Source organism: Chryseobacterium balustinum (assembly GCF_900168205.1).
Lineage (GTDB): Bacteria > Bacteroidota > Bacteroidia > Flavobacteriales > Weeksellaceae > Chryseobacterium > Chryseobacterium balustinum.
Genome location: NZ_FUZE01000004.1, coordinates 1 through 26,934 on the forward strand (window position 1 = coordinate 1; position 26,934 = coordinate 26,934).

Here is a 26,934-nt window from a genome sequence, read left to right on the forward strand (position 1 = left end):
TTTTATTCTTTTGAGAACTTTGATTATTAATAATAGCTTTATAATTATCTTTTGTTCCTTTTGTGGTTAAATTTCAAATTAGTTTAAACAGCTTTTTTGTTAAAACTCATAATCCACAACTCTAAACTTCTAACTATTTTTCCTATTTTAGCTAAGCAAAATACTATCTATGATTGACAATATTAATGTAAGAGTTTATGCATGCGTTGTAAAAGACAAAAAAGTTCTTACGCTTTTTGAAGAATATGCAGGTGAAGCCTTAATGAAATTTCCGGGCGGTGGATTAGAATACGGAGAAGGATTGACAGATTGCCTGAAGCGAGAATTTGAAGAAGAGCTAAACGTACATATAGAAGTTGTAGAACATCTTTATACGCAGGAAGATTTTTTGGTTTCGCGTTTCAAGGAAAACGAACAGCTTCTTACTATATATTATATGGTAAACATAATTAATGAAGAAGATTTTATTATTCTTGATCCTTGCATTGAAAAAATAGACTGGGTTTCTATTGACTCAACAGAGAATCCTTTTAGTCTGCCTATCGATAAAATTGTTTTCGATAAACTGAAAGAAAAATTCCTGTAAATATTTACAGGAATTTTTTAGTTATCTAGATACTTTAAAATCTTTTGCTCCGGGATACGGTTGTAAATAACCAGAATTCCAGTTGGATTGCAAAAGTGATTCTAAAAACTCATCCGTTCTATTCTTATGAGGATTGTAAGGCTCTTTCAAATCAATATCTGCCATTTTCCCTTTTACATTCCACCAAAATGCACTCCATCCACCGCGTAATTCTCTAATGATTTCGAAAACATTTTTCCCAGTTCCTCTATTCATTAATTTAGCAAAAACCTGACCTTCAGTTGTCGTCAAGTCCCGCAATTGCTTTTCATACTGGTCAGCCAACATATTTTGTCTGTCTTTTACATATTTTCTTTTGGCAGCGCTATCCAAATTATTCATTTCGCCCTGAATATCTCTATATTGTTGCAAAGCAGTTAGAAATAAAGGATAAACTCTATATAATTTCTTATTTAGAAAAAAGTAATAATTTTTATCGAGTTGATTATTGAATTTTGGTTTATTTAAAAGCACCAACTCATCCATCACAACAACAGCTTCACCGTTGATTTCGTAGAATTTAGCTTTTTGCCTTGCATCATAATAATATTTATTACCAAACTCATCTGTTCTCAGTTCTTCCGGCGGATACTGACTGAGAGGCTTTATACTTATAGAATCTTTCTGCTGCCCATAAACACCAATCACAAAAAACAAGAGAAAAAGGCAGGCAATTTTATGAAATTTCATTATTTTTACACGTATTATAACAAAATTTGACAACAAAAATCATTCCCTTTATATGAAATTCGAAAAGAAATCTTTGAAATTTTTAGAGAAATATTTAAACACTTCATCGCCAACAGGTTATGAACATAACGGACAAAAAGTTTGGATGGACTATATCACTCCATACGTAGATAAAGTAGAAGTTGACCATTATGGAACCTGCTATGGAATTATCAATCCTGAAGCAGAATTCAAGGTGGTAATTGAAGCACATGCCGATGAAATTTCTTGGTACGTTAATTATATTACCGATGACGGATTAATCTATGTAATCAGAAACGGAGGTTCAGACCAAACCATTGCACCTTCTAAAGTCGTTCACATTCATGGTGAAAAAGGAATTGTAAAAGGAGTTTTCGGATGGCCGGCAATTCACACAAGAAGCGCCAACCAAAATGAACCTACTCCGAAAATTGACAATATTTTTATCGATTGTGGAGCAATCTCAAAACAGGAAGTTGAAGATTTGGGAATTTTCGTCGGATGTATGATTACCTATCCTGATGAATTTTTCGAAATGAACGACCGCTATTTTGTCTGCAGAGCTTTAGATAACAGAATCGGTGGATTTATGATTGCAGAAGTTGCAAGACTTTTAAAAGAAAATAAAAAACAGATTCCTTTCGGTTTATACATCACCAATTCGGTACAGGAGGAAGTTGGTCTTTACGGTGCAGATATGATTGCAGATACTATAAAACCTAATATTGCAATCGTTACAGATGTTACTCACGATACAACAACACCAATGATTGAAAAGAAAAAAGAAGGCGATCAGAAATGTGGGGACGGTCCGGTTGTATTTTTCGCTCCAAGTGTACATCACACGATCAGAGAACTGATTATTGACACTGCAAAAACCAAAAAAATTCCTTTTCAAAGAGCAGCAGCAAGCAGAGCAACAGGCACAGATACAGATGCTTTCGCTCATTCTAATGGTGGCGTACCAAGTGCTTTGATTTCCTTACCTTTGCGCTACATGCATACAACAGTAGAAATGGTTTCTAAAGAAGATGTCGGAAACGTGATTCAACTGATTTACGAAACACTTCTGAAGATAAAACCAGAAATGAAACTGAAATATCATTAAAAAAGAAGTTAGAAATTAGATCTTAGAATTTAGTTTAAAAACTAATGATTGATTTCTAATATTTAGCTTCTAATAATATCTAATATCTAAGTAAAGTAAAAATGAAAACGAAGCTTATTGCTCCTTCCCTTTTATCTGCAGACTTTGGGAATCTGCAAAGAGACATTGAAATGCTAAACAATTCTCAAGCCGACTGGTTACACATTGATGTAATGGATGGAAGATTTGTCCCTAACATTTCGTTCGGTTTTCCGGTGATGAAAACAATCCAACAACACGCAAAGAAATTTGTAGATGTACATTTAATGATTGTAGAACCTGAAAAATATGTTGAAGAATTTATCGATTATGGGGCAGATCTTGTTTCTGTACATTACGAAGCTTGCACACACCTTCACAGAACAATCAATCTTATCCAAAGTAAAGGCGCAAAAGCTGGAGTTGTTCTTAATCCTTCTACTCCGGTTTTGATGTTGGAAGATATTATCGCAGATGTAGATTTGGTATTATTAATGAGTGTAAACCCCGGATTTGGAGGTCAAAAATTTATCGAAAATACTTACAAGAAAATTGCTGAGACCAAAGACCTTATTTTAAGCAATAACTCTACAGCGCTTATTCAAGTGGATGGTGGAGTAAATTTAGATAATGCATCTAAGTTATTTGAAGCAGGTGCTGATGTTCTAGTTGCAGGAAATGCTGTTTTCTCAACAGAAAATCCTGAAAAAACAATCGAGCTTTTAAAAATTTAAATAAAAAAAGGCAGTTTAATCAACTGCCTTTCTTCCCACTGCTGAGAGAGTAATTATATGGTTGTTAGTTTTCACTGTTTTTGATTCGGATATCAGAAAAATATGATTCTCTGTTTTTATTAGCATAAAGATGGTAAAATATAAAACACCAACCTATCCGTAAAAACACTGAAATTTTAAATAATAAGCATTTATTTTAGTTTTTCTTCTAAACATATCGCAAATTAAATTAATAAAACAACAAACAAAATATATTTAATTAGAATAAATCTAAATAAAATTAATTTTGAATAATCATTTTTTAAATGATTATTAGAAAGACAAAATGACAGATAATTACCCCTCAAAATAATATCAAAAAAAAATCCGGAATAATTTCCGGATTTTTTTTCGTAAAGTTTTAATTAAAAAATCTCTCTTCCTGAAAAATGGAATTGAGCTTCAATTAATGCATTTTCGTTAGAATCAGAACCATGCACTGCATTCTCTCCAATGCTTCTAGCAAACATTTTTCTGATGGTTCCTTCAGCTGCTTCAGCAGGATTTGTAGCTCCAATTAAAGTTCTAAAGTCGTCAACTGCATTATCTTTTTCTAAAACTGCAGCAACGATTGGACCTGAGCTCATAAAATCAACCAATTCTCCGTAAAAAGGTCTTTCCGCGTGTACTTCATAGAATTTTTTAGCATCAGCAACAGTAAGTTGAGTTAATTTCAAAGCTTTGATTTTAAACCCACCCTCTGAAATCTTGCCTAAAATAGCTCCAATATGACCGTCAGCAACCGCATCTGGCTTAATCATTGTAAATGTAATGTTTGACATAACCGTATATTTTTTTTAATGGCGCAAAATTACAAAAAATATCCAAAAAATAATTTTAATTTAATTTTAACATTAAATAACTTTTATTAAGAAATTTTAAAAACATTTTTGGCACGGTAATTGTTATTACTAATTCGATTCTCATGTTTAATTTGAGTTTTCATGGTTATTAGTTTTTACCCAGCTTCGGCTGGGTTTTTTTATTTATAATAAAAAGTTAATTTAATTATAAAATTCGCAATTGTAAAACAATATACAAATAGGTACAATAAATTATTGCTTCAAAATGAATTAAAGCAATAATTGAATTTTTTAAAATAAGATAAGAATTACTTAGATACGAGCGTTTTCTTCCGCTTCATCCATAAGCTTAACGTAGGTAGAATATCTTGTAGCTTGAATTTCACCAGTTTCTAAAGATTCCAAAACGGCACACTTTGGCTCATTCACATGCATACAATTATGATATTTACACTCTTTCCTCTTTTTGAATATCTCAGGGAAATAATGTTGCACTTCTTCTTTTTCAATGTCAATCATGGCAAATTCACGTACGCCGGGGGTATCAATTACATTTCCGCCAAAATCCCAAAAATGCATCTGCGCAAAAGTAGTAGTATGCTTTCCTTTTAAATGAGTATCCGAAATTTCAGATGTTCTCAAATTAAGATTCGGCTGCATCGCATTTACCAATGTAGACTTTCCACAACCTGAGTGTCCAAAAAATACAGATGTTTTATCTTTCAGTATTTCAACCAGATCATCCAAGTTAAGTTTAGAATAAGAAGATATTTCCAATGTTTCATATCCGATTTCATTGTATAGAAATTCAATATCTTTTACAATTTCAGATTCTTCTTCTGACAAAACATCCATTTTGTTAAATAAAATAAGTGGTGTAATATTATATGCTTCGCAGCAAGCAAGAAAACGGTCAAGAAAACCGAGAGAAGTCTCAGGATGTTTTAATGTAAAAATAAAACACGCCAAATCAATGTTTGATGCAATAATATGTGCTTCTTTTGAAAGATTTACAGATTTTCGGATTAAATAATTTCTGCGGGGTTCAATTTTTGTAATCCATGCAACGTCGTCTTGTTCCAACTGAAATTCAACAAAATCACCAACGGCCAACGGATTGGTAAGTCTGGTTTTTATCAATTTAAATTTTCCACGAATTCTCGCTTCAAAAATATCTCCGGTTTCTGTTTCCAAAACCTGATACCAACTTCCTGTAGATTTAATGATTTTTCCTTTCATACGATAACTGCAAATATAAGGAATTAGGTTTTAGATAATAGGATTTAGTTGTATCAGATTAATGAATCATACACTCTAAACCCTATCATCTTTTTTAAAACCTATTTATTAATCATAATATTGTTTTGCACCTCAATCGACTCTTCATGAATTGCTTTGAAAACTTTTTCAATAAAATCTTGTGACATCCCTGTTTCTGAAGCTTTCTGAGCAGCATATTCAGTAATTACTTTCCAACGGTCTGGTTGAAAAATAGCAATATCATTTTCTTTTTTCAGTTTTCCGATTTTTGCAGAAATTTTCATTCTTTGAGAAAGCAATTCGATAACCTGAAAATCCAAATCAGAAATTAAAGTCCTATGTCTTCCCATTTCATCATCAAAACCTGCCAAACCGGTATTTCTAATTTTAAGATTAGAAATCATTTCGCCTAACACTTCCGGCGTAATCTGCTGCGAAGCATCACTCCAGGCTTCATCAGGATTACAATGTGATTCAATAATAGCACCTTGGTAACCTACATTTAAAGCTTCCTGAGTAATTCCTGCCAATCCGGTACGGTTTCCACAAATATGTGAAGGATCAATCAAAATTGGAATATTAGGAAACTGACTCTTGAAGTCTAAAGCAATTTGCCAGTTTGGGTTATTTCTGTATTTTGTTTTTTGGTACGTAGAAAAACCTCTGTGAATCGCACCTAAGTTTTTGATATCCTGACCTAAAAGTCTTTCTAAAGCACCAATCCATAAGGCTAAATCAGGGTTTACAGGATTTTTAACTAAAACTATTTTTTCAGTTCCTTTTAAAGCTTCAGCAATTTCCTGAACGGTGAAAGGATTTACGGTAGAACGCGCACCGATCCACAAAATATCAACATCTGCTTTCAATGCAGCATCTATATGATGAGCATTGGCAACCTCTGTTGCAGTTTTGAAGCCATATTCTTCTTTTACTTTTTTTAACCAGTTTAAACCAATTACCCCAACACCTTCAAAACCATTAGGTTTCGTTCTCGGTTTCCAGATTCCCGCACGGAAAATAGGAACCTGTGCGTTGGTTTCTTTAATTCTTTTGGCAGTTTCCAGCATTTGTTGTTCGCTTTCTGCGCTACATGGTCCTGCAATAATAAGTGGCTGCTGAAACTGATTAATCCAGCTGTTTTCCAAATCTCTTAAATTCATATTGTTTTATATTTATATTTAAAATTAGAGTCAATAGTATATTTATTATAAAATTACTTTATAATTCTTTCAAAAAAATGTCGTTCAAAAATTGTTGTGAAATCAGGAATCTAAGATTGAATCCTTATATTTTTTAAGAAAGAAATTAAATTAGCTATACCAATAAAATCGATAATAACTTCTGAAATTTCTATAATAAAATGTAGCAAAAGAAAGATAACCGCTTAAGAAATAAGCAGGTGTAAAACTGATTGTTTGAGTAAAATCAGGTGTATATGTAAATTTGGAATGTTCCAATTTTTATACTGTATTTATCTTTGTCTTTGTAAATATTCAGCAAATATATAAAATTATGACAAATCAAACCTCATTAAATCATCCAAATCTTTTAAAAGAGGATTCATCTCAATAAATTTCTCAAAGATTTTCTTTTTCGTCATGATTTCAATCTTAAGATTTTCGTGGTCTTTATTAAATTCAAAAACGATAGAATGATTGCTTACTTTATGTTTGAAATGGTTAAAAAATTCAATACTTATTTTATCAAATTCTACTTTTGCAGAGTCTGACGGATAAGAGATTTGGATAATTTTTTCATCTATTTTATGAAGTTTAAAAGCTTTTATAGCATTAAAAATTACCGGATCTTTGGTACGGAGTTGTTTTAAAAGTTCTGTCCACTCATACTGAACATCAGTTTCGGTGAAGTGATGCTCTGGAAGATTATCAGTATTAATGACAACTATTTTTTCAGCTTCTTCGGTGGATTTTTCTTCTTGAGTTAAAAAAGAATTAATACTAAATCCTGACGAAATATTAGGTTTTGATAAAGGCTTTGAAGCTTTGGCAACAGCTTGTGAAGATTGTTCAGGTATTGCTTGAGGCTGAGTTTTCACTTCAACTTCAGCTTTTTTCTCAAGAGTTTGAGTAGGTAATTTAATTTCCTGTTTCTCCTGAAGGAAGGGAGCTAGTATTATAAACTTTTTTTTTTAGCTATTTCGCCAGGGGCTGAAAGAGACGATAGTTGCATCAAAGCAATTTCTACAGTAAGTCTAGGATTTTTTGAATTCTTATAATTAATATCTGCATGATTACAGATTTCAATTCCGTCGATGAGATTTTGAGGACTCCATTTTTGTCCCTGCTCAACAAATTTTACTTTAGTCTGCTCGCCTACTTCAATTAAATCTATTGTTGAAGAATTTTGAGCCATCATCAAGTCTCGGAAATGATTTCCAAGTCCGGCAATAAATAAATGGGGGTCAAAACCTTTTTTTACAATTTCATTAAAAGCAAAAAGTATTTCAGGAATTTTATTTTCTTTAGCAAAATCAACAATTTTTAAATATTGATCATAATCTAAAATATTGAGAACTTCTGCCGCTTTCGCAAGAGTAATATTTTTTTGAGAAAAGGTAGAAAGCCTGTCAAAAATTGAAAGAGCATCTCTTAATGCGCCATCTGCTTTTTGGGCAATCAGGTACAATGCATCGTCTTCGTACTTTACATTTTCTTTTTCTGCAATCCCTCTCAAATGATTCTGAATATCAAGAATGGTGATTCTTTTAAAATCATAAATCTGACAACGTGATAAAATAGTCGGAATAATTTTATGCTTTTCGGTTGTTGCCAAGATGAAAATAGCATGAGCAGGTGGCTCTTCTAAAGTTTTAAGAAAAGCATTAAACGCTGCAGAAGACAACATGTGAACCTCATCAATAATATACACTTTGTACTGACCAACCTGAGGTGCAAAACGCACCTGGTCTATCAGTTCACGAATATCATCAACAGAATTATTGGATGCTGCATCGAGCTCATAAATATTGTATGCAAAACCATCTTCTGAGACAGAACCGTCTTTTTCGTTGATTTTTCTTGCTAAAATTCGGGCACATGTAGTTTTGCCTACGCCACGCGGACCGCAAAACAACAGCGCCTGTGCCAACTGGTTTTCTTCAATGGCGTGTTCTAAAGTATCTGTAATATGAGATTGCCCAACAACAGTATCAAACTGTTGAGGACGGTATTTTCTTGCAGATACGATAAAATTTTCCATTGCCCAAAAGTAAGAAATATAGTTTTAATTTGAAAATTTTAGCTTTCAAATTTTAAAAAACTATACTTTACATTTGGGCAACAAATTATTATTTATTGTAAGCGAAGTCGATAATGTCTACCAAAGCTTTTTCAATTTTCTTTCTTCCTTCTTCAGTTTTCATCTCTATTCCGCAGAAAGTAGTTCCGTTGTGACCAGTGTAAAGATTCAAATGATAAATTCCGGCTACCAAGATCGCAGTAATTGCTCTGTATTCTTCAGCTTTGTCCCCAAAATGAGGATCTGTAATATTTTTGAAAAGCTCTTCTCCTACTTCTTCTCTCTGATCTAAAAGTTTTTTAAGAATAGGTCTACTTTCAGACATTTCCCAAACTAAAATCTTTTGAAGTTCTTTATTTTTCTTCAAACTTTCAAACTGGTTAAGAATTGCCAATTTAGACATTTCTCTTCCTCCATCAGACAAATCAACATTACCATCCGGTTCAAATCGGCTCCAGTAATCCTGAGATTTAATGTATTCATCGATTAATTTGTCTGTGCTTCCAAAATATTCATAGATTAGTTTTTTATCAAAACCAGCAACAGCAGCAATCTTGCTTACCATTAATCCTGAATATCCTTTCGTTTTCAAAATCTTTCCTACTGCATTGAGTAGTTTTTGTTTTGTTTTTTCTTTGTCTCTAATCGGACCTTGTACAACTTTTCTAGGCATCGTTTCAATTTATTTTGCTAAAAGCAATTAATTTAATATTTAAAAATCTTACACAACATCTAATCTTTTGTTTACAAAAGATTTAACAAGCTTGTCTAACAAATATACATCTCTTATGTGAGAATTGTGTAAGATATATTTTAATAAATACGATTTTTTTCATCATCCGGTTTTTGGTCTGCAAAAAAAACAAACAAATATTTTTAATCTTTAATTTTTTTTCAAATAAAAAGTGCAAAAATACTACATCCTAATCAAATGACAATTATTAAACAATAACACTTATTCAATAATAACAAAATAATAGTATCACATAGATAAAATTAATGCCACTTAAGTGAAAAAATTAAAACAAATCCATTATTAAACATGTAATATTGAGAATTAAAATCTTTTAATATCCTTAATTAAAATTACAATTTTTTTTAATATCAAATCATAAATCCTCAAAAGATATTTATTGTTTTTTTTACTGTATTTGCAGTACTGTTACATGTTTAGTGCCAACTTCAATTTTCAAAGTAATTTCCGGTTCACAATTTTATTTTTTTTTGTGAACAGAATATTGTTGTTCATTTTTATTTTCATAATTATCACGAAATGTATCTTTGCAACTGTAAACTGAATTTATTATTTAAAAATCAGTACATAATGTAAACTTAAATGAAAATCATCCCTCTAAAAGAAGACAATTTTGTAGCCGACAAGTTTAAAAACTTTAAAATTCTTGAAGAAAAACCTGAAGCTAAAGGAATAAGAATGTCTATTCAACCTTTTTAATCATTACAGAAAACGATTATATCCTTATTGACGCAGGCTTCGGTTGGAAAAACATAGAGAATAAACTGATTATAAATAAAATTTTACAAGAAGAAAATATTAAGACCAGTCAAATTACAAAGGTTTTGCTTTCTCATTTGCATAAAGACCATATCAATGGTACTTTAATAAAAACAGATGATGGATTTGAACCTAATTTCCCGAATGCTAAAATTTATATTCAAAAAAGAGAGCTTGATTTCGCTTTTGAAAGCCGTGGAAACCCGTCGTTTGATTTTGAAATTTTAGAAGCACTCATTCAACAACCCAATATTGTTTGGATGGATGATGATCAGGGACAAATTAATGATGAAATTTATTATGAAGTTGTTGGTGGGCACACTCATTTTATGCAAATCTTTAAAATTACGGAGAATAATGAAACTGTTTTTTATGTAGCAGACAACCTTCCGCAAGAGTCTTATCTGAAATATCACTTAGCTTACAAAAGCGATTTTGATGGTAAAAAAGCAATGCAACTTAGGATAGAATGGCAAAAAGAAGCTATTGAAAATAACTGGAAAGTTCTTCTTTATCACGATCTTGAAAAAAGCATATTGCAATTTTAAAAAATAAAAAAACTCCTGCTAATTAGATCTACAGGAGTTTTTTTATGCTAAATTTTTAATTTATTGACTTACTTTATTCAGAAGCTCCACATCTTCAGAACTCAATTTTAATTCAGGAGCAGCAAATAAAGTTTTCAATTGAGACTCGCTCGTTGCACTTACAATCGCAGCGGTCACTAATGGGTTTGCCAGAAGCCAAGCCAACGCAACAGAAGCCTGAGTCGTTTCATGTTTTGCACTGATTTCATCCAAAGCTTTTAAAACATTAAGACCTTTTTCATCTAAATATTTCCTCACCCCTTCTCCCCTTGCACTTTTCTTTAAATCATCCTCATTACGATATTTTCCGGTAAGAAAACCGGCAGCCAAAGACCAATAGGTAAATACACTCAGATCATATTCTTTCACAAGATCAGCGTATTGAGATTCAAATTTTTCTCTTTCAAGCAAATTGTAATGTGGCTGTAATGCAACGTATTTAGGAAGATTATTTTTCTCGGCAACTTCAAAAGATTCTTTCAACCTTTCAGGTGAAAGATTTGATGCAGCAATATATCTTACTTTTCCGGCTTTAATAATTTCATCATACGCTTCTAACGTTTCTTCAACTGGAGTTTTCCCGTCATCAAAATGGGTATAATAAAGATCTATATGGTCAGTTTGAAGTCGAGCTAAAGATTCATCTACCGATTTTAAAATATGTTTCTTACTAATATCAAAACCATGTTCTTTTGTTTCTGAACCCACCTTTGTTGCAAGTACCACATCATTTCGGTTATTTCTTTCTTTCATCCATTTTCCGATAATTTCTTCCGACTGACCGCCTTTTCCGTTTACCCACCAAGAATACGTATCGGCAGTATCAATAAAATTAAAACCTCCGGCTGTAAACTTATCCAAAATATCAAAAGATTTTTTCTCGTCTAAAGTCCAACCAAAAACATTTCCTCCAAAATTTATCGGCGCTACCAAAAGGTCAGTATTTTTTATTTTTATTTTTTCCATAAATTATAGATTGTATAACATTTAAAAAGTAAAGCTAATTTATGAAACAACCTGTTAAAAACAGCTCTGGAATTCAGTTTTAATAAAAATGCAGCCAATAGAAAATTTCGATTGAAAAAATTTTAAAAAGAATCTCAAAGTCAGATTATTTATGAACAAGATATTTGTCTTAAATTTGTTCTTTCGAAATAAAGGAAATGGTGTCTTCCTTACCAAACCGCATTAAAAAGCTGATGGCGCCTGATTAGTTGAATGTTTACCATTTAATCAGGTTATTATGTTTAAAAAAAATAAAAAATCAGTTTTTAGAATTCTTACTATTTTAATTCAAATATTTTTCAGAAAATGTCCTTCTGTATTTTTTGTAATGAAATGGCTTTTCGTTACTGCAATTATTGGCATTTTGGTCGGATGTGCTTCCGCTTTTTTCTTACAAACTTTAGAGTGGGCAACGCAATTCAGAGAAAACCATCTTTGGATTATTGCTTTTTTACCTTTAGCTGGATTTCTAGTTGGTTTACTCTATCATTATTTTGGAAAAGATGTTGAAGCCGGAAACAATATATTATTAGAAACCATTCGCGAGTCTAAAAAGACAATCCCCTTTAAAATGGCGCCATTGGTCTATTTGGGAACAATGATTACTCATTTTTTTGGAGGTTCTGCAGGGCGTGAAGGAACAGCCTTGCAAATGGCAGCAGCAATTGCGGACCAATTTTCAAAACCATTAAAACTTTCAGCTGATGATAAGAGAATTTTAATTATATCAGCAATTGCAGCAGGATTTGGTTCGGTTTTCGGGACGCCTTTAGCCGGAGCAATTTTCGGGTTGGAAGTTTCTCTTACGGGAAAAATAAAATATAAAGCTTTATTTCCAGCAATTTTCGCATCATTTATTGCAGATTTAATCACAAAATCATTAAACACTCATCACACTGAATATATAATCAATTTTGCACCTTCAATTTCATTTTTAAATATTGTATACGCTGTTATTGCCGGTGTATTTTTCGGTGTTTGTGCCGCATTTTTCAGTAAGACCATTCATAAAATCGGAGATTTTTTTAAATCTAAAATTTCTTATGCGCCACTGCGGCCTTTGATTGGAGGAATTATCGTTTTATTATCAGTTTGGTTAATGGGAACAACAAAATATCTCGGTTTAGGAATTCCTACAATTTTGGATTCTTTTTCACAACAGCTACCGGCTTATGATTTTGCATTAAAGGCAATCATTACGATCATCACTTTGGCTTCGGGTTTTAAAGGCGGTGAAGTAACTCCTCTATTTTTTATTGGTGCAACTTTAGGAAATGCACTTGGATATTTTATTCCCTTGCCTTTAGCACTTTTAGCAGGAATGGGCTTTGTGGGAGTTTTCGCCGGAGCTACCAATACACCGATCGCATGCAGCATAATGGCTTTTGAATTATTTGGAATAGAATGCGGAGTGTATGTGATCATTGCGTGTGTTGTTTCTTATTTATTTTCCGGACAAAACAGTATTTATAAAAGTCAAATTCTTGGTAAGTCTAAGCACAAAAGATATTGGAAAAAGGAGGAGTATCTTTAAAATATCTAAAAGCAAGTTTAATACATGACATTTTTTAACCACAAAGAATCAAAATATTTTTTGTCATCCACTCATTCTGCTTGTAAATTCATCTATCTTATCCGTACACTTTACAAAATCATCCGTTTGTTGTGTAAATACATCTGTACTGGTCACAAACTCAACTGTACATTTCGCAATAGAAACTGTTAACCGTGTAAATCTATCTGTTTGTTATGCAAATGCATCTGACCTCATCGCAAACTCAACTGTTCGCTGTGCAAATGCGTCTGACCTCGTCGCAAACTTAGCTGCACATATCGCAATACTATCTGCCTGCTGTACAAAATGAGATAACCAATAGAAACTAAGACCGAAATTACCTAGTTTCGGCCTTAGTAACAAAATTTATTTTTGTAATTCCGGGATCATAATTTCATCTAAATTTATTTTAAAACCTTCTAATTGTTTTTGAATCTTATTTTTATCATTAACAAAGAAAGAAGTTGTTCTAAATAGAGTTTCGTAATACGCTATTCCTTCAAAAAGATTAGCTTTAAAAGCCTTCCATTTTTTAATTTGGGAATTGGTCAGCTCTCCTGAAAGATCTAAGATCTCTTTTCTTAAATGATCTACATACATTTTTAGCTCATTAATAAACATATTCGGTCGCTCGGTTTCAGGAAGAATATTTCTATTTCCATAAATATGCTGAATCATTTCCGAGAGGGAAACTTCTTTGTCAAAATAAGCCAAATTCGGTCCCGGACAAACAACAACTCCTTGCTTCTCCCCTTTTATTTCAATTCCCTGTTCTAAATATGCTGAATTTACCAAACCTACGCAAAGACAAGCTTTATCAGTGATTTCTTTTTTTCTGGATTCGAATTGTTTCTGAGTGATTTCACTTTTTACAGCTTCAAGATCCGTCAGTTTAATGTCCTGATATTTTTTTGAAGCCGTACAAATTCCTTCTGGAGAATACTCTTTGCTCAATGCCAATAATTTTTTAGGACATGAACTTCCGAATTTATTTTTTGATTCTTTATAATGTTTCAAAATTTCATTTGAAGTTCCTTTCACTGTATTAAATGGAACTCCCAACGGAGAAATATTACTCAGGTAATAATCATTTTGCTTTGATTTCGCCAAAAGATCTCGTGTTTCACGGTCTACTGATGTTGCTTCGGGAACCAATAAAAACGGCGACCCCCAACCAATACTGTCAACCTGATAATTTTCAAGAAGAAAATCATGTTCTTCAGAAGTTCCTACCCCACCCTGAACCGTAATTTTCATTTCTAAAGGTTTAGTCGGAATATATTTTTCCTTCTGCTCAAGCGCTTTAATCATTAAAGAATGCGACGAAGAAATCAATTCATTTTTTTTCAGTCTAAACTCTTCCATGATTGGGCCAAGTAGCAAACCTTCTGTCGCAAAAGCATGGCCACCACAATTAAGTCCGGACTCTACTCTGTATTCTGAAACCCAAAGTCCTTTTTTAGCCAAAAAATTTCCCTGGATCATTGCAGAACGGAAATCGCTTACTTTAAGAATGATCTTCTTTTTAATATAATTATTAGAGTCTGGAAAGAAGTCATTAAACTCTTCGATATAACTGTACAAACGAGGATTCATCCCTGCAGAAAGCACCATTGAAGAAGTTATTTTACTTTTGGCAAATCCTCTGAGAGAAGCATGTGCATCATTGTAAATCACAGGAAGCTGTTCATTATTACGATAATTGTCTTTATCAACCTTTGTCATAATATTGACATCGATACTTCCGGGAGAAAGATTTTTCTCAACAAAATTTTTAATATTTAAAGCTATAGAATCACCTTGATTTAGAATATTCTGAAGTCCGGTTTTTAATTCTGAAGTATTGGGAAGCATGGTCATAAAATTCTTCAGAGCATCGGTATTTTTAGAAATTTCATCTTTAAAAGATTCAAACTTTTCTGTGACAATATCATCCATCATATCAAGGTAATCTTTAATTCTTTTGGCTCTGCAATCTTCTGTTTTAGAAGAAATTCCAAAATAATTAAGATTGAATTTTTTGCTGTAGAAATTTTTCATTTTTTCTACAATTTCGTCATCGATGATCGATATAACTGAAGAAATTCCGTATTGTGCAACACGAATAGGGCTGTCTATCGTGTAAGATAATCCCATAACGGGAATATGAAAACTGTGTAAAGGTTTATTAATCATTATTTTAAACAATAAATTTACTCTCATATTTCTATGAAAGTGATAATGATCTGAAAACCTGTGAATTTGTATTAAATTCTTGGCAAATGTAAAAATTTAAACCTCACTATGCAACAAATAATAATTTTAAATACCAATCTAATGCTGTACAATATTTAAAATAAAATAATTATACAAATTATTATGTATTTGTGATTTTATTGTTAAAAATCATAACAATTTGGCATTTTTTTAAATTTATATTTATTAAATTTACGTTTTTAATTCCATAAATATTTTATCACTTAATAATGTTTGAGTTTAGAAAAACACTCTTATTACTTATTATATTTTTAAGTTTTTTGGCTACCGCCCAGCAAAAACTGACCGCCAAAGAGCTGAAAGCCAAAATCAGCAACAATACCAAGCTTTATAAAGTTAATATTGATGAAGCATATAAAGAGCTAAACAAACTTCTTAAGCAGTCTGTAATTTTGAAAGATTCTATTTCAGAGATGAAAATTCTCGATAGGAAGTGTAGGTATTTTTATAGTAAAAATATGATGGACAGCCTGATCATCACCAGTGAAAATCTTAGAAAAAAATCGAGTTTGTATAAAGATATTTATTTTGAAGCAATGTCTAATATTTATATTGCAGAAATATATTCTATCAACAAATTCCCTGATAAAGCGATTGCCTACCTTAACTCTGCTTACAAGATTCTGCAGAAAGGTAATGCAAACAGCGAAAGAATTTTCTATGCAAAAGCTAATGTACTCAGCAGTTTTGCCAATATATATTTAGATAAAAATCAACCTAAAGAAGCTGCAAAAAAAATATATGAGCAAATAGAAAGCGGAAAACAATTAAAAAACAAATACGAACGTGATAATTTTCAGTATCTAAATTATGCTAATCTCGCAAATATTTACAGCCAGATAAATGCTGATTCGGCTTATCATTATGCTAAAAAATCAATTTTAATAAAGCCTGGAGATATTATTGACGACAAATCGATGATTGATAATTACTCTGTAATCGGAAAAGTTTATAAGAATAAAGGAAATTATGAAAGTGCTTTAAAAAACTTCCACAAAGCACTTCTTATCAGCAAAAAAACCGGAACTGAAATTAACACCAATCAGATATATCATTCTCTAAAAGAAATTTATGAAATTCTCAAAGTAAATGACAGTATAAATTTTTACGGAAATAAAATTGAGCAATACGAGCTGAAAGCTTTGAAAAGTAAATACAATTCTTTGCAGGAAGTTATCAATAAAGATAAAAAAGAACATGAAAATTCTCAAAATGATTTATGGTATTGGGTTGTTCCAGCTTTAGCAGCTATTGCTACAGTTCTCTTTTTTACGATAAAAAGAAAAGGTGAAAAAAAGCATGAAACGATAAATGAAAATCAAATAAAGCCGGAAATCAATCTCAGTGAAGCGTATCATGATTTGATGGAGCTTTTAGAAAAAAGAGATCCTGCGTTTATTTTTGCATTTGAGAATATCTATCCTGATTTTTCGTCTAAGCTCTTAGCAAAAAGTACAGATTTACAACAATCAGAAATAGAATTCTGTGCCCTTTTAAAAATGAAATTGACCACCAAAGAAATTGCTAAAATCAGTTTTATAGAAACACGAACGGTTCAGAATAAGAAATACCGAATTAGAAAAAAATTAGATATTCCTCAGAATGTCGACATCTATCATTGGATAGATCAAATTTGAATTTCATTTTTTCTCTATTGCCTTGTAATGTAAATTAAGAGATGTAAATCGTAAAAAAGTAATTAAATTCAGAAGAGTAAGGCTTTGATTTTTCAAAGTCTTATTTTTTTGTTTAATCTAAATTAGTTTACAAATATTTTATATGAATTAAAATAAGTATATTTGTGTACTATTTAAATAATTTAGACATGAATTATAATTTAGCAAAAGACGTAATTCAATTGCTTGAACAATTTGATTCTGAAAACAAAAAACTACAATACACTTCTGATATTGAAGGATTTAAAACCTGGGTTCAGCATCATCAAAATAAGAAAACTCCTACTCAAAAAAATATTGTTTGGGAAGGAAAAGAAAGTGGAAGAAGTCCAGAAAGCGTAATCAGCACTCTGCTCGTTCATATGAATCGTTATGCAAAAACATATTCAAAATCTGCGATTGCCGGTTCAGAATTTTCGACTCAGGAAGAATTTATCTACCTAATTAATTTAAAATCTTTTGGTGAAATGTCAAAAACCGAATTAATTAAAAAAAATATTCAAGATAAACCTGTCGGAAACCTCATCATTACTCGTTTAATTAAAAATGAATGGGTAAAACAAACAGATTCTAAAACAGATAAAAGAACAAAAATTATTGCAATTACTCAAAAAGGGCTCGACGCGCTTGAAAAACAAATGGCAAACATCCGAAATGCCACTAAAATTGTTAGTGGTAATCTTAATGAAGAGGAAAAATATACTCTAATTGAACTTTTACATAAACTTGATCATTTCCATAATCCGATTTTTGGCAGAAATATTGACAGCGCAAATTTAATAGATACGGTCTTTAGAGAAAATTCATTTAATGATAATTAAGTATGATTAAAAAAATAGCGGTTATCGGTTCAGGGTTTTCAGGGCTATCTGCGGCAGCTTATGCAGCCAAAAGCGGTCATGAAGTTCATATTTTTGAAAAGAACAACAGTTTGGGAGGAAGAGCCAGACAATTTACCACCGATAATGGTTATGTTTTTGATATGGGGCCAAGTTGGTATTGGATGCCAGATATTATTGAAGATTTCTTTAATGATTTTTGGAAAACTTCATCAGATTATTATGAATTGATATCCTTAAACCCTCAATTTGAAATGGTTTTCTCTGACGGAATTATGGCAATTCCACAAGATTATTCAGAAATGAGAGATCTTTTTGAAAATATTGAAAAAGGAGCAGCCGAAAAGCTGGACGAGTTCATGGAAGACGCAAAGTATAAATATGAAGTCGGCATGAAAGATTTCGTGACCAAACCTTGTCATTCATGGTTTGAATTTGTTTCTCCTAAGATTGCTAAAAGTGCTTTAAAGCTTGATTTATTATCAAATTTCCATCGTTTTGTAAGAAAATATTTTTCAAATCCTAAACTGATTATGTTAATGGAATTTCCGGTTATTTTTCTCGGAGCCGCACCAAAAGATATTCCAGCCTTATACAGTCTAATGAATTATGGCGGTTATAAATTGGGAACCTGGTATCCGATGGGAGGTTTTTATAAAGTCATTGAAGCCATGTCTGAAATTGCAAAAGAACAAGGCGCTCAGTTTCATTTAAATTCAAATGTTGATGAAATTAAAATTAAAGATGGTAAAGCGCAATCAATTGTTGTCAACGGTTCAGAAATTGAGTTTGATAGCATAATTGCTTCTTCGGATTATCATCATACAGAAAAGAATTTAATTCAAAAAGAATATCAAAATTACAATGAAGATTATTGGAAGAAAAAAGTTTTCGCACCATCCTGTCTTATTTATTATTTAGGATTTAACGAAAAAATTCAGAATCTAAAACATCATACTTTATTTTTTGAAAACGATCTCGAACTTCATACTTCTGAAATTTACGAAGATAAAAAATGGCCTACAAAACCTTTATTTTATGCTTGTTGTCCGTCAAAAACAGATAAAAATGTAGCTCCTGAAAATTGCGAAAATGTATTTCTTTTATTGCCAATCGCAATAGGAATTGAAGATAACGAAGAAATCAGAGAAAAATATTTTCTCGAAATGATTGAGAGGCTTGAAAAACATACCAAATCATCAAATCTTTTATCAAAAATCGACTATAAAAAGAGCTATTGCATCAATGATTTCAAAAAAGATTACAATGCGTATCAAGGAAATGCTTACGGTTTAGCCAACACGCTGAATCAGACCGCAGTTTTGAAACCTTCACTAAGAAATAAAAAAGTAAAAAATCTTTTTTACACAGGTCAGCTCACCGTTCCCGGACCGGGAGTACCTCCTTCAATTATTTCAGGAAAAATAGCCGCAACCGAAGCAACTAAATAACCAAAGAATATGAAAAAACTTTTCGATGAACTTTCTTACAAGATAAGCAAACAAACCACAAAACAATACAGCACGAGTTTTTCTTTGGGAATTTTGGCACTGTCCCCAAAAATAAGAAATTCTATTTACGCCATCTACGGATATGTAAGATTGGCGGATGAAATTGTCGACAGCTTTCATGGTTTTGATCGTACTACTCTTTTAGCTAGATTTCGTGAGCAAACCAATCAGGCTTTAGAAGAAAAAATTTCTTTAAACCCAATTTTGCAGGCATTTCAGGAGACTATTCACCGATACAAAATCGATGTAAAGTTGATTAATCAGTTTCTTAAAAGTATGGAAATGGATTTACAGAAAATCGATTATGACTCTGAACTTTATAAAGAATATATTCTCGGTTCTGCAGAAGTTGTCGGCTTAATGTGTCTTCATATTTTTGTAGATGGAAATAAAGAAAAATATAATGAACTGAAACCTTCTGCAATGAAACTGGGTTCAGCTTTTCAGAAAGTAAATTTTCTTCGTGATATGAAAGATGATTATCAGATTTTGGGACGCACTTATTTTCCAAATGTTGATATTTCTTACTTTGATAATGTGGTAAAGTCTCAAATTGAAAAAGAAATTTATGCCGAATTTGAAGAAGCTTTAGAAGGCATCAAAAAACTTCCGAATTCTTCAAGATTTGGTGTTTATCTGGCTTATCGATATTACATCTCTCTTTTCAGAAAAATAAAAAAAACCTCTGCCAATAAAATTATCAATCAAAGAATCAGAATATCAAACGGTAGAAAATTTTCTTTGATGATGAGCAGTTATGTGCAATACAAAATGTCTTTTCTCTAAAAATATAAATCTAAAAAATGGTACATCAACTTCAGCGTCAACAACAACTTAATTGCGATATACAAACTGCCTGGAAATTTTTCTCTTCGGCAAATAATCTTTCAGAAATTACTCCGAAAGATATGAACTTTGTGGTGAGAACTCAGCTTTCTGATGCTGAAATTTATGAGGGAATGCTGATTGATTATTATGTTTCGCCTCTTTTGGGAATAAAACTAAACTGGCAAACCGAAATTACGGAAGTTAATTTTCAGAAAAGCTTTACAGACTTTCAGAAGAAAGGTCCATTTAAACTATGGAATCATTTTCATGAATTTATTCTGAACGATAAAGGTGTTTTGATGATGGATACCGTAAGTTACGAATTACCTTTCGGGTTTTTAGGAGAAATTGCACACAGTGTAATGGTAAAGAAAAAATTGGAACATATTTTCGATTACCGATTTAAAATTTTAGAAGAAACATTTAATAAAAAATAGAATGAATTTTTTAATTGTTGTAGCTACATTTTTTATGATGGAAGGAATTACCTGGTTAGTTCACAAATACATTATGCATGGTTTTTTGTGGACGCTTCACCGAGATCATCACGATCACAGCAACGAAGGACATATGGAAAGAAATGATTATTTCTTCGCCATTTTCGCTATTCCCACAATTGCATTAATGTACTATGGAACGATTAATAATTTCAATATTTATTTCTATATCGCTCTTGGAATAACGATCTATGGAATGGCTTATTTTTTTGTACACGATATCTTTATTCATCAGCGTTTTAAGATTTTAAAGAATACAAAAAATCCTTATTTACTGGCCATTCGAAGAGGTCACAAACAGCATCACAAACATACAGGAAAAGAGCATGGCGAATGCTTTGGTTTTCTCTGGGTTCCTGTGAAGTATTTCAAAATGTTTTTTAATAAAAATAAAGCATAAATGTGGCAGTACACGTATTTAGCAATTAACTTTTTCACGATAATTATCTGTTTTATATTTTCTTTTCATCCGAAAATTAAATTTCACAGGCATTTTAAAGCTTTTTTGCTTTCCTCAATCATTGTTGCTCTATTTTTTATTGCATGGGATGTTTGGTTCACCGCAAATGGAGTTTGGTGGTTTAATGATAAATATTTAATTGGCAAACGACTTTTCCGACTTCCGATTGAGGAATTATTGTTTTTTATCTGCATTCCATTTTCATGTGTATTTACGTATTTTTGTTTAGATAAATTCTTTAAACTAGACTGGAAACCTTCTGTTGAAAAGGTTTTTGTACTTATTTCAATTATTTCTTGCCTGATTTTGGCTATTCTATTTAGAGATAAAATATATTCTTTCGTTACTTTTTTAACGACAGCAATCACTCTAATTATTCTCTATTTTGTTTTGAAAGTAAAATGGATTGGTAAAGCTTCTTTTATTTATTTGATTTTGATGCCCGGATTTTTAGCCGTAAACGGAATTCTCACCGGAACCGGACTCGATTCTCCCATTGTTAATTACAACCCAAAAGATTTTATAGGTTTCAGAATTTTAACGATTCCTATTGAAGATACAGTGTATGGTTACGAAATGATTCTGTGGAATCTTTTCTTCTTTCAAAAATTTAAAAAAGATGAGCAAAATTAATATATTCTGGTTTCGCAGAGATTTGAGGCTTTCTGATAATACTGCTCTCAATGCTGCATTACAATCTGACCAGAAAGTACTTCCAATTTTTATATTTGACACCGAAATTTTAGATCAGCTTGAAAATAAATCAGACCGAAGATTAGATTACATTCATCAGGCGCTCGAAAAAATCAATAATGAACTAAAAAATCATACATCCGGAATTAGAACTTATCTCGGTAAGCCTATTGATATTTTTAAAGACATCATCAACGAATTTGATGTTGAAACTGTTTTCTGCAACCGTGATTATGAACCACAAGCAATAAATCGCGACAAAGAAATCTACGATTTTTTACAAAAAAATAATGTTGAATTTAAAGGCTTTAAAGATCAGGTCATCTTTGAAAAAAATGAAATTGTAAAAAGCGACGGTTTGCCTTACACGGTTTTTACTCCTTTTTCCAAAAAATGGAAAGAAAAATTGTATCAGACTGAAATTAATTCCACTAAAATTAATTTTGAAAACTTTCACCAATTTAAAGCTAAAAATATTCATAGTCTTAAGGAAATTGGTTTTAAAAAAACAGATATGGTTTTCGTTGAACCTGTTTTAGATAAAAAAATTATAGAAGATTATGATAAATACAGGGATTTTCCGGCTTTAGACCAAACAACAAGATTAGGAATTGCTTTGCGATTCGGAACAATTTCGGTAAGAAAATGTGTAAAATATGCTTCGGAACATAACGAAACATGGCTGAATGAATTAATTTGGAGAGAATTTTTCATGCAGATCCTTTATCATTTTCCAAAAGTTGTCACAAAATGTTTTAAAGAAAAATACGAAAACATTCAATGGCGAAATAATGAAGACAAATTTAAACTCTGGTGCGAAGGAAAAACTGGTTATCCCATTGTAGACGCAGGAATGAGACAGCTCAATGAGACCGGATTTATGCATAATCGAGTAAGAATGGTTGTTGCAAGCTTTCTCACTAAACATCTTCTCATCGATTGGAGATGGGGTGAAGCATATTTTGCCGAAAAACTTCTAGACTACGAGCTTTCTTCCAATAACGGAAATTGGCAATGGGCTGCAGGTTGCGGTTGCGATGCAGCACCCTATTTCAGAATTTTTAATCCTAGCGAACAAACTAAAAAATTTGATAAAGACCAAAAATATATCAAAAAATGGCTTCCTGAAAATTATTCGGAAATTACACCAATTGTAGAACATACTTTTGCCAGAAACAGAGCCTTGGAAACTTATAAAAAAGCGGTAAAAGAATAATCTTCATTTTCAAAAAACAAAAACTCGAAAATTCATTTAAATTAGGTACCACATAAATGATGCGGGGCATAGTATTTGTAACTAATTAGTTAACATAATAAATACCACCACCCAATAATATGAAAGTTACAGATTTAAAAATTAAAAATCTTGTTGAATATCAAACAGAGATTTTTACGATAACAGAGATTTTCCAGAATGAGAAGGATTATTTTGTTAAGATTGAAAATGAAAGTCATGCTATTTCTGTACCGGCAGAAAAGATAAGCCCTATTCAGATTACAGAAGACTGGCTAGAAAAATTCGGTTTCTTGAAAACTTACGCTTCCGATCAACAGATCATTCGCTACGAGAGACCAGAATCTTTCATTAGGTATGATATCGATTTAAACTCAAAAAAGATTTTTGAAGGTTTAAAAATTTATGGGAATACGATAAAATGTAAATATATACACGAATTCCAAAATATTTTCTCTTGCCTTTTTGGTAAAGAAACTACAGTTTTTCTGAAAAGCTCTTTTCATAAGGCTATAGTTTAAAAACTAATCAATTAAGTTTTATATATTTTAGATTTTCCCCAGCTGATGTTGGGGATTTTCTTTTTATGTTACTCTGATTTTATTGGAAGCTTCTACCCAATTCTTTTTACCACAATTATTACAGCTTCCTGCGTTTCCTTCTTCTTTCAATTCTGTAAAACCACAAAATGTACAAGAATAATAGCCTGGAATCTGAATATTTTGAATAGGATTATCTAAAGAATTCAGCATAATCGGAAGACCGTATTTCACTTTTTGATCTTCATTAAAAAAGACGCTTATTTCTCCGGAAACTTCTTCAATAGCCAACTCAACTTGTCCTAAATGAGAAATTCCTTTTACTCTCAGTTCTGCAAAAAACTCATCGCTTCCTAAATTTTCTTTCTTAAAATTATCTATTGCAAAAACTCCTTGCTCAATAAGACATATCGCTTTTCCTTCAAATAAATTTTCTATTTTTTTGAATCTTCCTATCAATGCTGTAATAGAAGAATATAAAATAATGATGACCAAGAACACAAGCATCGAAGAAACTATACCAACTTCTTTATAAAACATAGGATCTCCGGCTGCAGAACCTAAACCGATGATTACCACTAATTCAAAAATAGAAAGCTGCTTCACGCCTCTTTTTCCTAAAACTCGAAGGCTTACAATGATGGTAAGAAACATGATGATCGTACGAAGTACAATTTCCAAAAGGAATCCCCAGTCTTCGGTTCCTAAAAATAATTCTTTCCAATTGAAGTTTAAAAAAGTGGCTAAAAACATGATTTAATTTTAGATTCAGAGATTCAAAAAATAAGCCACGAAAAAACTTTAGAATAGACTTGAAACAAGAATCTTAAAATAGTGATGAATAAATGCATAATTAATTCAAAAGAATCAATTATCTTTGAAAGATCACAACCAAGTGATAACAATAGATTTATTTTTAGTTTTACAATAATGAACAAATTCTTATATCCTATCCTATTTTCAATCGCAGTTTCTGTGAATGCTCAAGATCAAAATAAACCTGCAAAATTTGACAGTCTTTTTACAAAAAAATATAATGATAAAACCTTCAATGGAAATGTTTTAATTGCCGAAAAAGGAAAGATTGTTTTTCAAAAAAGTTTTGGAGTGGCAGATTACAAAACACAATCACTTTTAAATAATACAACGGTATTCGAATTGGCCTCAGTTTCCAAACCATTTACGGCAATGGGAATTGTAATGCTTGAAAAACAGGGAAAATTAAAATATGATGATCCTATTTCTAAATTTATTCCCGAGCTTTCTTTTTACAAAAACATTACGGTAAGAAACCTGTTGAATCATACAAGCGGGCTTCCAGATTATATAGGATTATTTCAAAAAAACTGGGATAAATCAAAATTTGCAACAAACAAAGACATCGTTACAGAATTTGCAAAATATAAACCAGAAATCCATTTTCAACCCAATGAAAAATATGAATACAGCAATACTGGTTACGCACTTTTAGGGTATATTATTGAAAAAGCTTCGGGAAAGACTGTTGGAGATTATTTAGAGACAAATGTCTTCAAGCCTTTAGAAATGAAAAATACTTTCGTTTATAGAAGCAGGTTTCAGCCTAAAACTATAGAAAATTATGCTAAAGGATTTATAGAAAACGATTTCGGAACTATTATTTCACCTGATGATTTGGGAAAATCATATTATACTTATTATCTTGACGGAATTGTTGGTGACGGAATGGTAAATTCTACAACAGAAGATCTTTTAAAATGGGACAGAAGTTTATATTCTAATAAATTGGTTAATGAAAAAGATAAAGCCATTATTTTTCAGGGAACAAAACTCAATAATGGGAAAATGACAGATTACGGCTTTGGTTGGCAAATTGGAGAAAATAAAGAATATGGTAAAGCAGTTGCTCATTCGGGAGGTTGGGCTGGTTACACTACTTACATAGAAAGAAATTTATCTAAAGACCAAACCATTATTCTTTTACAAAATATAGACACTCCCAAAACAGAGATTCCTGCTCAAAGTGTAAGAAAAATTCTTAATAACGAAAAAATCACAGTTGTAACGGCTAAAAAAACAGTTTATAATGATAAAGTGCTTAATCAATTTTTAGGCGTTTATTCTGCAGAAAATTTCCCGATGAAAGTTACCGTAACTAAAGAAAACAATATTTTGTACGCTCAAGCAACCGGACAAGATAAATTTCCAACGGAAGCTTATGAAAATAATGTGTTTGCATTTGATCTGGCAGGAATTAAATTGATTTTCAATCCCGAAAAAAATGAAATGATTCTTGAGCAGGGAGAAGATAAAACATTCTTTAAAAAAGAATAGAATGAAAATTACCACAATATTTCTACTGCTAATCTCATTTTTCAGTAATGCTCAACAAATTATTTCACAAGAAAAATATGTCGGAACGATTGACGGAAAAATAAATATTTCATTTTATCTAAAAATTGAAGAGACAGGTTGTCCCAGTATTATTGCTTCCGGAATTTATAAATATACCGACAACAAAAGTGCAAACTGGATTCTTTTAGATACTACTTTTTCAGAAAAAGCTCAACAATATACTTTTGTTGAGCATTATAATACAGGAATTATGCTTTTAAAACGTAATTCTGAGAATCTTCAGGGATTGTGGATTTCTCCAGACGGAAAAAAACAGCTTAAGGTCAATCTAAAAAAAATTAAACAATCTAAAGCTGAAATTGAAAAAATGGAAGACGAATTGGAAAAAGCCAATTACAGCGCCAATGATTGCTGATTTTATCGGTGTCTGGTTCCTTTTTGGTGATATGAAACTTGCTGATTTGAATTGTAATGATCATTTAGAGGTTGATCATTAAAACTAGATTCTATATGATTCTGAGTCGGTTGTGCATTTTCAGGAGTTTCGAAACGCATCTTTTTCCCGTTTTTGTAAACATCACCTTCAGCAGTGCGATACAGTTGATTTTCTCCATATTGATTTCCATCAGGAGCAGTAAATGTCTGATTCTTGTTGGTTCTGCCTTTTCTTTTGTGATTTAAAAAGACTAAAACTCCGCCTGCGACAATACCTAAAGCAATTTTTACTGAATTTTTCATAAACTAATATTTCTTCAGGTAAAACAAAAGTATTGCCAATAATAATTGGTGTGGTATCTCAAAATTATTTATTCGAAAATAAAAGACTGTCAAAAAATATTGACAGTCTTAAA

The 26,934-nt window shown here is 31.6% G+C and carries 27 protein-coding genes and 1 riboswitch; of the genes, 16 read left to right on the forward strand and 11 right to left on the reverse strand.

The window, feature by feature from the left end; all coding sequences use genetic code 11:
- Nucleotides 1-169: 169 nt before the first annotated feature.
- On the forward strand, nucleotides 170-586 hold the full coding sequence (locus B5X64_RS07125; protein ID WP_079464580.1) for an NUDIX hydrolase: 417 nt from the start codon (nucleotides 170-172) through the stop codon (nucleotides 584-586).
- 21 nt (nucleotides 587-607) lie between these two features.
- Here the strand turns inward: B5X64_RS07125 and B5X64_RS07130 are convergent, their stop codons facing one another.
- Entirely contained in the window at nucleotides 608-1,315 is a 708-nt protein-coding gene (locus tag B5X64_RS07130; RefSeq protein WP_079464581.1) for a DUF4294 domain-containing protein, read from the reverse strand.
- 52 nt (nucleotides 1,316-1,367) lie between these two features.
- Between B5X64_RS07130 and chrP the strand changes: the two genes are divergently transcribed.
- Nucleotides 1,368-2,444, forward strand: coding sequence for a chryseobasin maturation metalloprotease ChrP (chrP, locus tag B5X64_RS07135; protein ID WP_079464582.1), 1,077 nt, complete (start codon nucleotides 1,368-1,370; stop codon nucleotides 2,442-2,444).
- 101 nt (nucleotides 2,445-2,545) lie between these two features.
- On the forward strand, nucleotides 2,546-3,196 hold the full coding sequence (gene rpe, locus B5X64_RS07140) for a ribulose-phosphate 3-epimerase (protein ID WP_066680780.1): 651 nt from the start codon (nucleotides 2,546-2,548) through the stop codon (nucleotides 3,194-3,196).
- A 404-nt stretch (nucleotides 3,197-3,600) separates the two neighbouring features.
- Here rpe and B5X64_RS07145 read toward each other — a convergent pair whose 3' ends face one another.
- The 6 genes from B5X64_RS07145 to B5X64_RS07170 all read right to left on the reverse strand — a co-directional run bounded on the left by B5X64_RS07145 (nucleotide 3,601) and on the right by B5X64_RS07170 (nucleotide 9,229).
- Entirely contained in the window at nucleotides 3,601-4,017 is a 417-nt protein-coding gene (locus tag B5X64_RS07145) for a nucleoside-diphosphate kinase (protein ID WP_079464583.1), read from the reverse strand.
- A 333-nt stretch (nucleotides 4,018-4,350) separates the two neighbouring features.
- Nucleotides 4,351-5,277, reverse strand: a complete 927-nt coding sequence (gene rsgA / locus B5X64_RS07150) for a ribosome small subunit-dependent GTPase A (RefSeq protein WP_079464584.1) — start codon at nucleotides 5,275-5,277, stop codon at nucleotides 4,351-4,353.
- 101 nt (nucleotides 5,278-5,378) lie between these two features.
- Nucleotides 5,379-6,458, reverse strand: a complete 1,080-nt coding sequence (locus tag B5X64_RS07155) for a chorismate mutase (RefSeq protein WP_079464585.1) — start codon at nucleotides 6,456-6,458, stop codon at nucleotides 5,379-5,381.
- Between the two features lie 350 nt (nucleotides 6,459-6,808).
- Nucleotides 6,809-7,354 (reverse strand): hypothetical protein, encoded by a 546-nt coding sequence (locus B5X64_RS23010; protein ID WP_079464586.1) that lies wholly within the window; start codon nucleotides 7,352-7,354, stop codon nucleotides 6,809-6,811.
- A gap of 77 nt (nucleotides 7,355-7,431) precedes the next feature.
- Entirely contained in the window at nucleotides 7,432-8,517 is a 1,086-nt protein-coding gene (gene dnaX / locus B5X64_RS07165) for a DNA polymerase III subunit gamma/tau (RefSeq protein ID WP_079464587.1), read from the reverse strand.
- 88 nt (nucleotides 8,518-8,605) lie between these two features.
- A complete protein-coding gene (locus B5X64_RS07170; RefSeq protein ID WP_079464588.1) occupies nucleotides 8,606-9,229 on the reverse strand; it encodes a TetR/AcrR family transcriptional regulator in 624 nt (207 codons plus the stop codon).
- Nucleotides 9,230-10,035: 806 nt separating this feature from the next.
- Here B5X64_RS07170 and B5X64_RS07175 point away from each other — a divergent pair.
- The gene (locus tag B5X64_RS07175) at nucleotides 10,036-10,617 is read left to right on the forward strand and encodes an MBL fold metallo-hydrolase (RefSeq protein WP_249414644.1); all 582 of its coding nucleotides are present in this window, start codon (nucleotides 10,036-10,038) and stop codon (nucleotides 10,615-10,617) included.
- A gap of 60 nt (nucleotides 10,618-10,677) precedes the next feature.
- On the opposite strand, the gene B5X64_RS07180 is transcribed toward B5X64_RS07175, so the two are convergent.
- Nucleotides 10,678-11,622 carry an aldo/keto reductase gene (locus B5X64_RS07180; RefSeq protein WP_079464589.1) on the reverse strand — a complete coding sequence of 315 codons (945 nt, stop codon included), beginning with the start codon at nucleotides 11,620-11,622 and terminating at the stop codon, nucleotides 10,678-10,680.
- 184 nt (nucleotides 11,623-11,806) lie between these two features.
- Nucleotides 11,807-11,872, forward strand: a riboswitch (Fluoride riboswitch).
- Nucleotides 11,873-11,899: 27 nt separating this feature from the next.
- Between B5X64_RS07180 and B5X64_RS07185 the strand changes: the two genes are divergently transcribed.
- Entirely contained in the window at nucleotides 11,900-13,195 is a 1,296-nt protein-coding gene (locus B5X64_RS07185; protein ID WP_079464590.1) for a voltage-gated chloride channel family protein, read from the forward strand.
- Between the two features lie 387 nt (nucleotides 13,196-13,582).
- Here the strand turns inward: B5X64_RS07185 and B5X64_RS07190 are convergent, their stop codons facing one another.
- Nucleotides 13,583-15,391: a hypothetical protein gene (locus tag B5X64_RS07190; RefSeq protein ID WP_079464761.1), complete on the reverse strand. Its 1,809-nt coding sequence runs from the start codon at nucleotides 15,389-15,391 to the stop codon at nucleotides 13,583-13,585.
- 290 nt (nucleotides 15,392-15,681) lie between these two features.
- On the opposite strand from B5X64_RS07190, the gene B5X64_RS07195 reads away from it, so the two are divergent.
- The 9 genes from B5X64_RS07195 to B5X64_RS07235 all read left to right on the forward strand — a co-directional run bounded on the left by B5X64_RS07195 (nucleotide 15,682) and on the right by B5X64_RS07235 (nucleotide 23,731).
- Nucleotides 15,682-17,109 (forward strand): helix-turn-helix transcriptional regulator, encoded by a 1,428-nt coding sequence (locus B5X64_RS07195; protein ID WP_079464591.1) that lies wholly within the window; start codon nucleotides 15,682-15,684, stop codon nucleotides 17,107-17,109.
- Between the two features lie 188 nt (nucleotides 17,110-17,297).
- Entirely contained in the window at nucleotides 17,298-17,969 is a 672-nt protein-coding gene (locus B5X64_RS07200; RefSeq protein WP_079464592.1) for a MarR family winged helix-turn-helix transcriptional regulator, read from the forward strand.
- A 2-nt stretch (nucleotides 17,970-17,971) separates the two neighbouring features.
- Nucleotides 17,972-19,438: a phytoene desaturase family protein gene (locus tag B5X64_RS07205; RefSeq protein ID WP_185120014.1), complete on the forward strand. Its 1,467-nt coding sequence runs from the start codon at nucleotides 17,972-17,974 to the stop codon at nucleotides 19,436-19,438.
- Nucleotides 19,439-19,447: 9 nt separating this feature from the next.
- Nucleotides 19,448-20,284: a phytoene/squalene synthase family protein gene (locus B5X64_RS07210; protein ID WP_079464593.1), complete on the forward strand. Its 837-nt coding sequence runs from the start codon at nucleotides 19,448-19,450 to the stop codon at nucleotides 20,282-20,284.
- 17 nt (nucleotides 20,285-20,301) lie between these two features.
- The gene (locus tag B5X64_RS07215; protein WP_066679971.1) at nucleotides 20,302-20,763 is read left to right on the forward strand and encodes an SRPBCC family protein; all 462 of its coding nucleotides are present in this window, start codon (nucleotides 20,302-20,304) and stop codon (nucleotides 20,761-20,763) included.
- Nucleotide 20,764: 1 nt separating this feature from the next.
- The gene (locus B5X64_RS07220; protein WP_079464594.1) at nucleotides 20,765-21,223 is read left to right on the forward strand and encodes a sterol desaturase family protein; all 459 of its coding nucleotides are present in this window, start codon (nucleotides 20,765-20,767) and stop codon (nucleotides 21,221-21,223) included.
- The gene (locus tag B5X64_RS07225; protein WP_079464595.1) at nucleotides 21,224-21,916 is read left to right on the forward strand and encodes a lycopene cyclase domain-containing protein; all 693 of its coding nucleotides are present in this window, start codon (nucleotides 21,224-21,226) and stop codon (nucleotides 21,914-21,916) included. It begins immediately after the preceding gene.
- On the forward strand, nucleotides 21,903-23,192 hold the full coding sequence (locus B5X64_RS07230) for a cryptochrome/photolyase family protein (protein ID WP_079464596.1): 1,290 nt from the start codon (nucleotides 21,903-21,905) through the stop codon (nucleotides 23,190-23,192). The genes B5X64_RS07225 and B5X64_RS07230 overlap by 14 nt, the downstream gene beginning before the upstream one ends.
- A 119-nt stretch (nucleotides 23,193-23,311) precedes the next feature.
- Nucleotides 23,312-23,731, forward strand: a complete 420-nt coding sequence (locus B5X64_RS07235) for a hypothetical protein (RefSeq protein ID WP_079464597.1) — start codon at nucleotides 23,312-23,314, stop codon at nucleotides 23,729-23,731.
- 63 nt (nucleotides 23,732-23,794) lie between these two features.
- Here B5X64_RS07235 and B5X64_RS07240 read toward each other — a convergent pair whose 3' ends face one another.
- Nucleotides 23,795-24,502, reverse strand: a complete 708-nt coding sequence (locus tag B5X64_RS07240; protein ID WP_079464598.1) for a DUF421 domain-containing protein — start codon at nucleotides 24,500-24,502, stop codon at nucleotides 23,795-23,797.
- Nucleotides 24,503-24,679: 177 nt separating this feature from the next.
- On the opposite strand from B5X64_RS07240, the gene B5X64_RS07245 reads away from it, so the two are divergent.
- Both B5X64_RS07245 and B5X64_RS07250 read left to right on the forward strand, forming a co-directional pair.
- Nucleotides 24,680-26,062, forward strand: a complete 1,383-nt coding sequence (locus B5X64_RS07245) for a serine hydrolase domain-containing protein (protein ID WP_079464599.1) — start codon at nucleotides 24,680-24,682, stop codon at nucleotides 26,060-26,062.
- Nucleotide 26,063: 1 nt separating this feature from the next.
- Nucleotides 26,064-26,498 (forward strand): hypothetical protein, encoded by a 435-nt coding sequence (locus B5X64_RS07250; protein ID WP_079464600.1) that lies wholly within the window; start codon nucleotides 26,064-26,066, stop codon nucleotides 26,496-26,498.
- 2 nt (nucleotides 26,499-26,500) lie between these two features.
- Here B5X64_RS07250 and B5X64_RS07255 read toward each other — a convergent pair whose 3' ends face one another.
- A complete protein-coding gene (locus B5X64_RS07255; RefSeq protein WP_079464601.1) occupies nucleotides 26,501-26,821 on the reverse strand; it encodes a hypothetical protein in 321 nt (106 codons plus the stop codon).
- Nucleotides 26,822-26,934 lie beyond the last annotated feature (113 nt).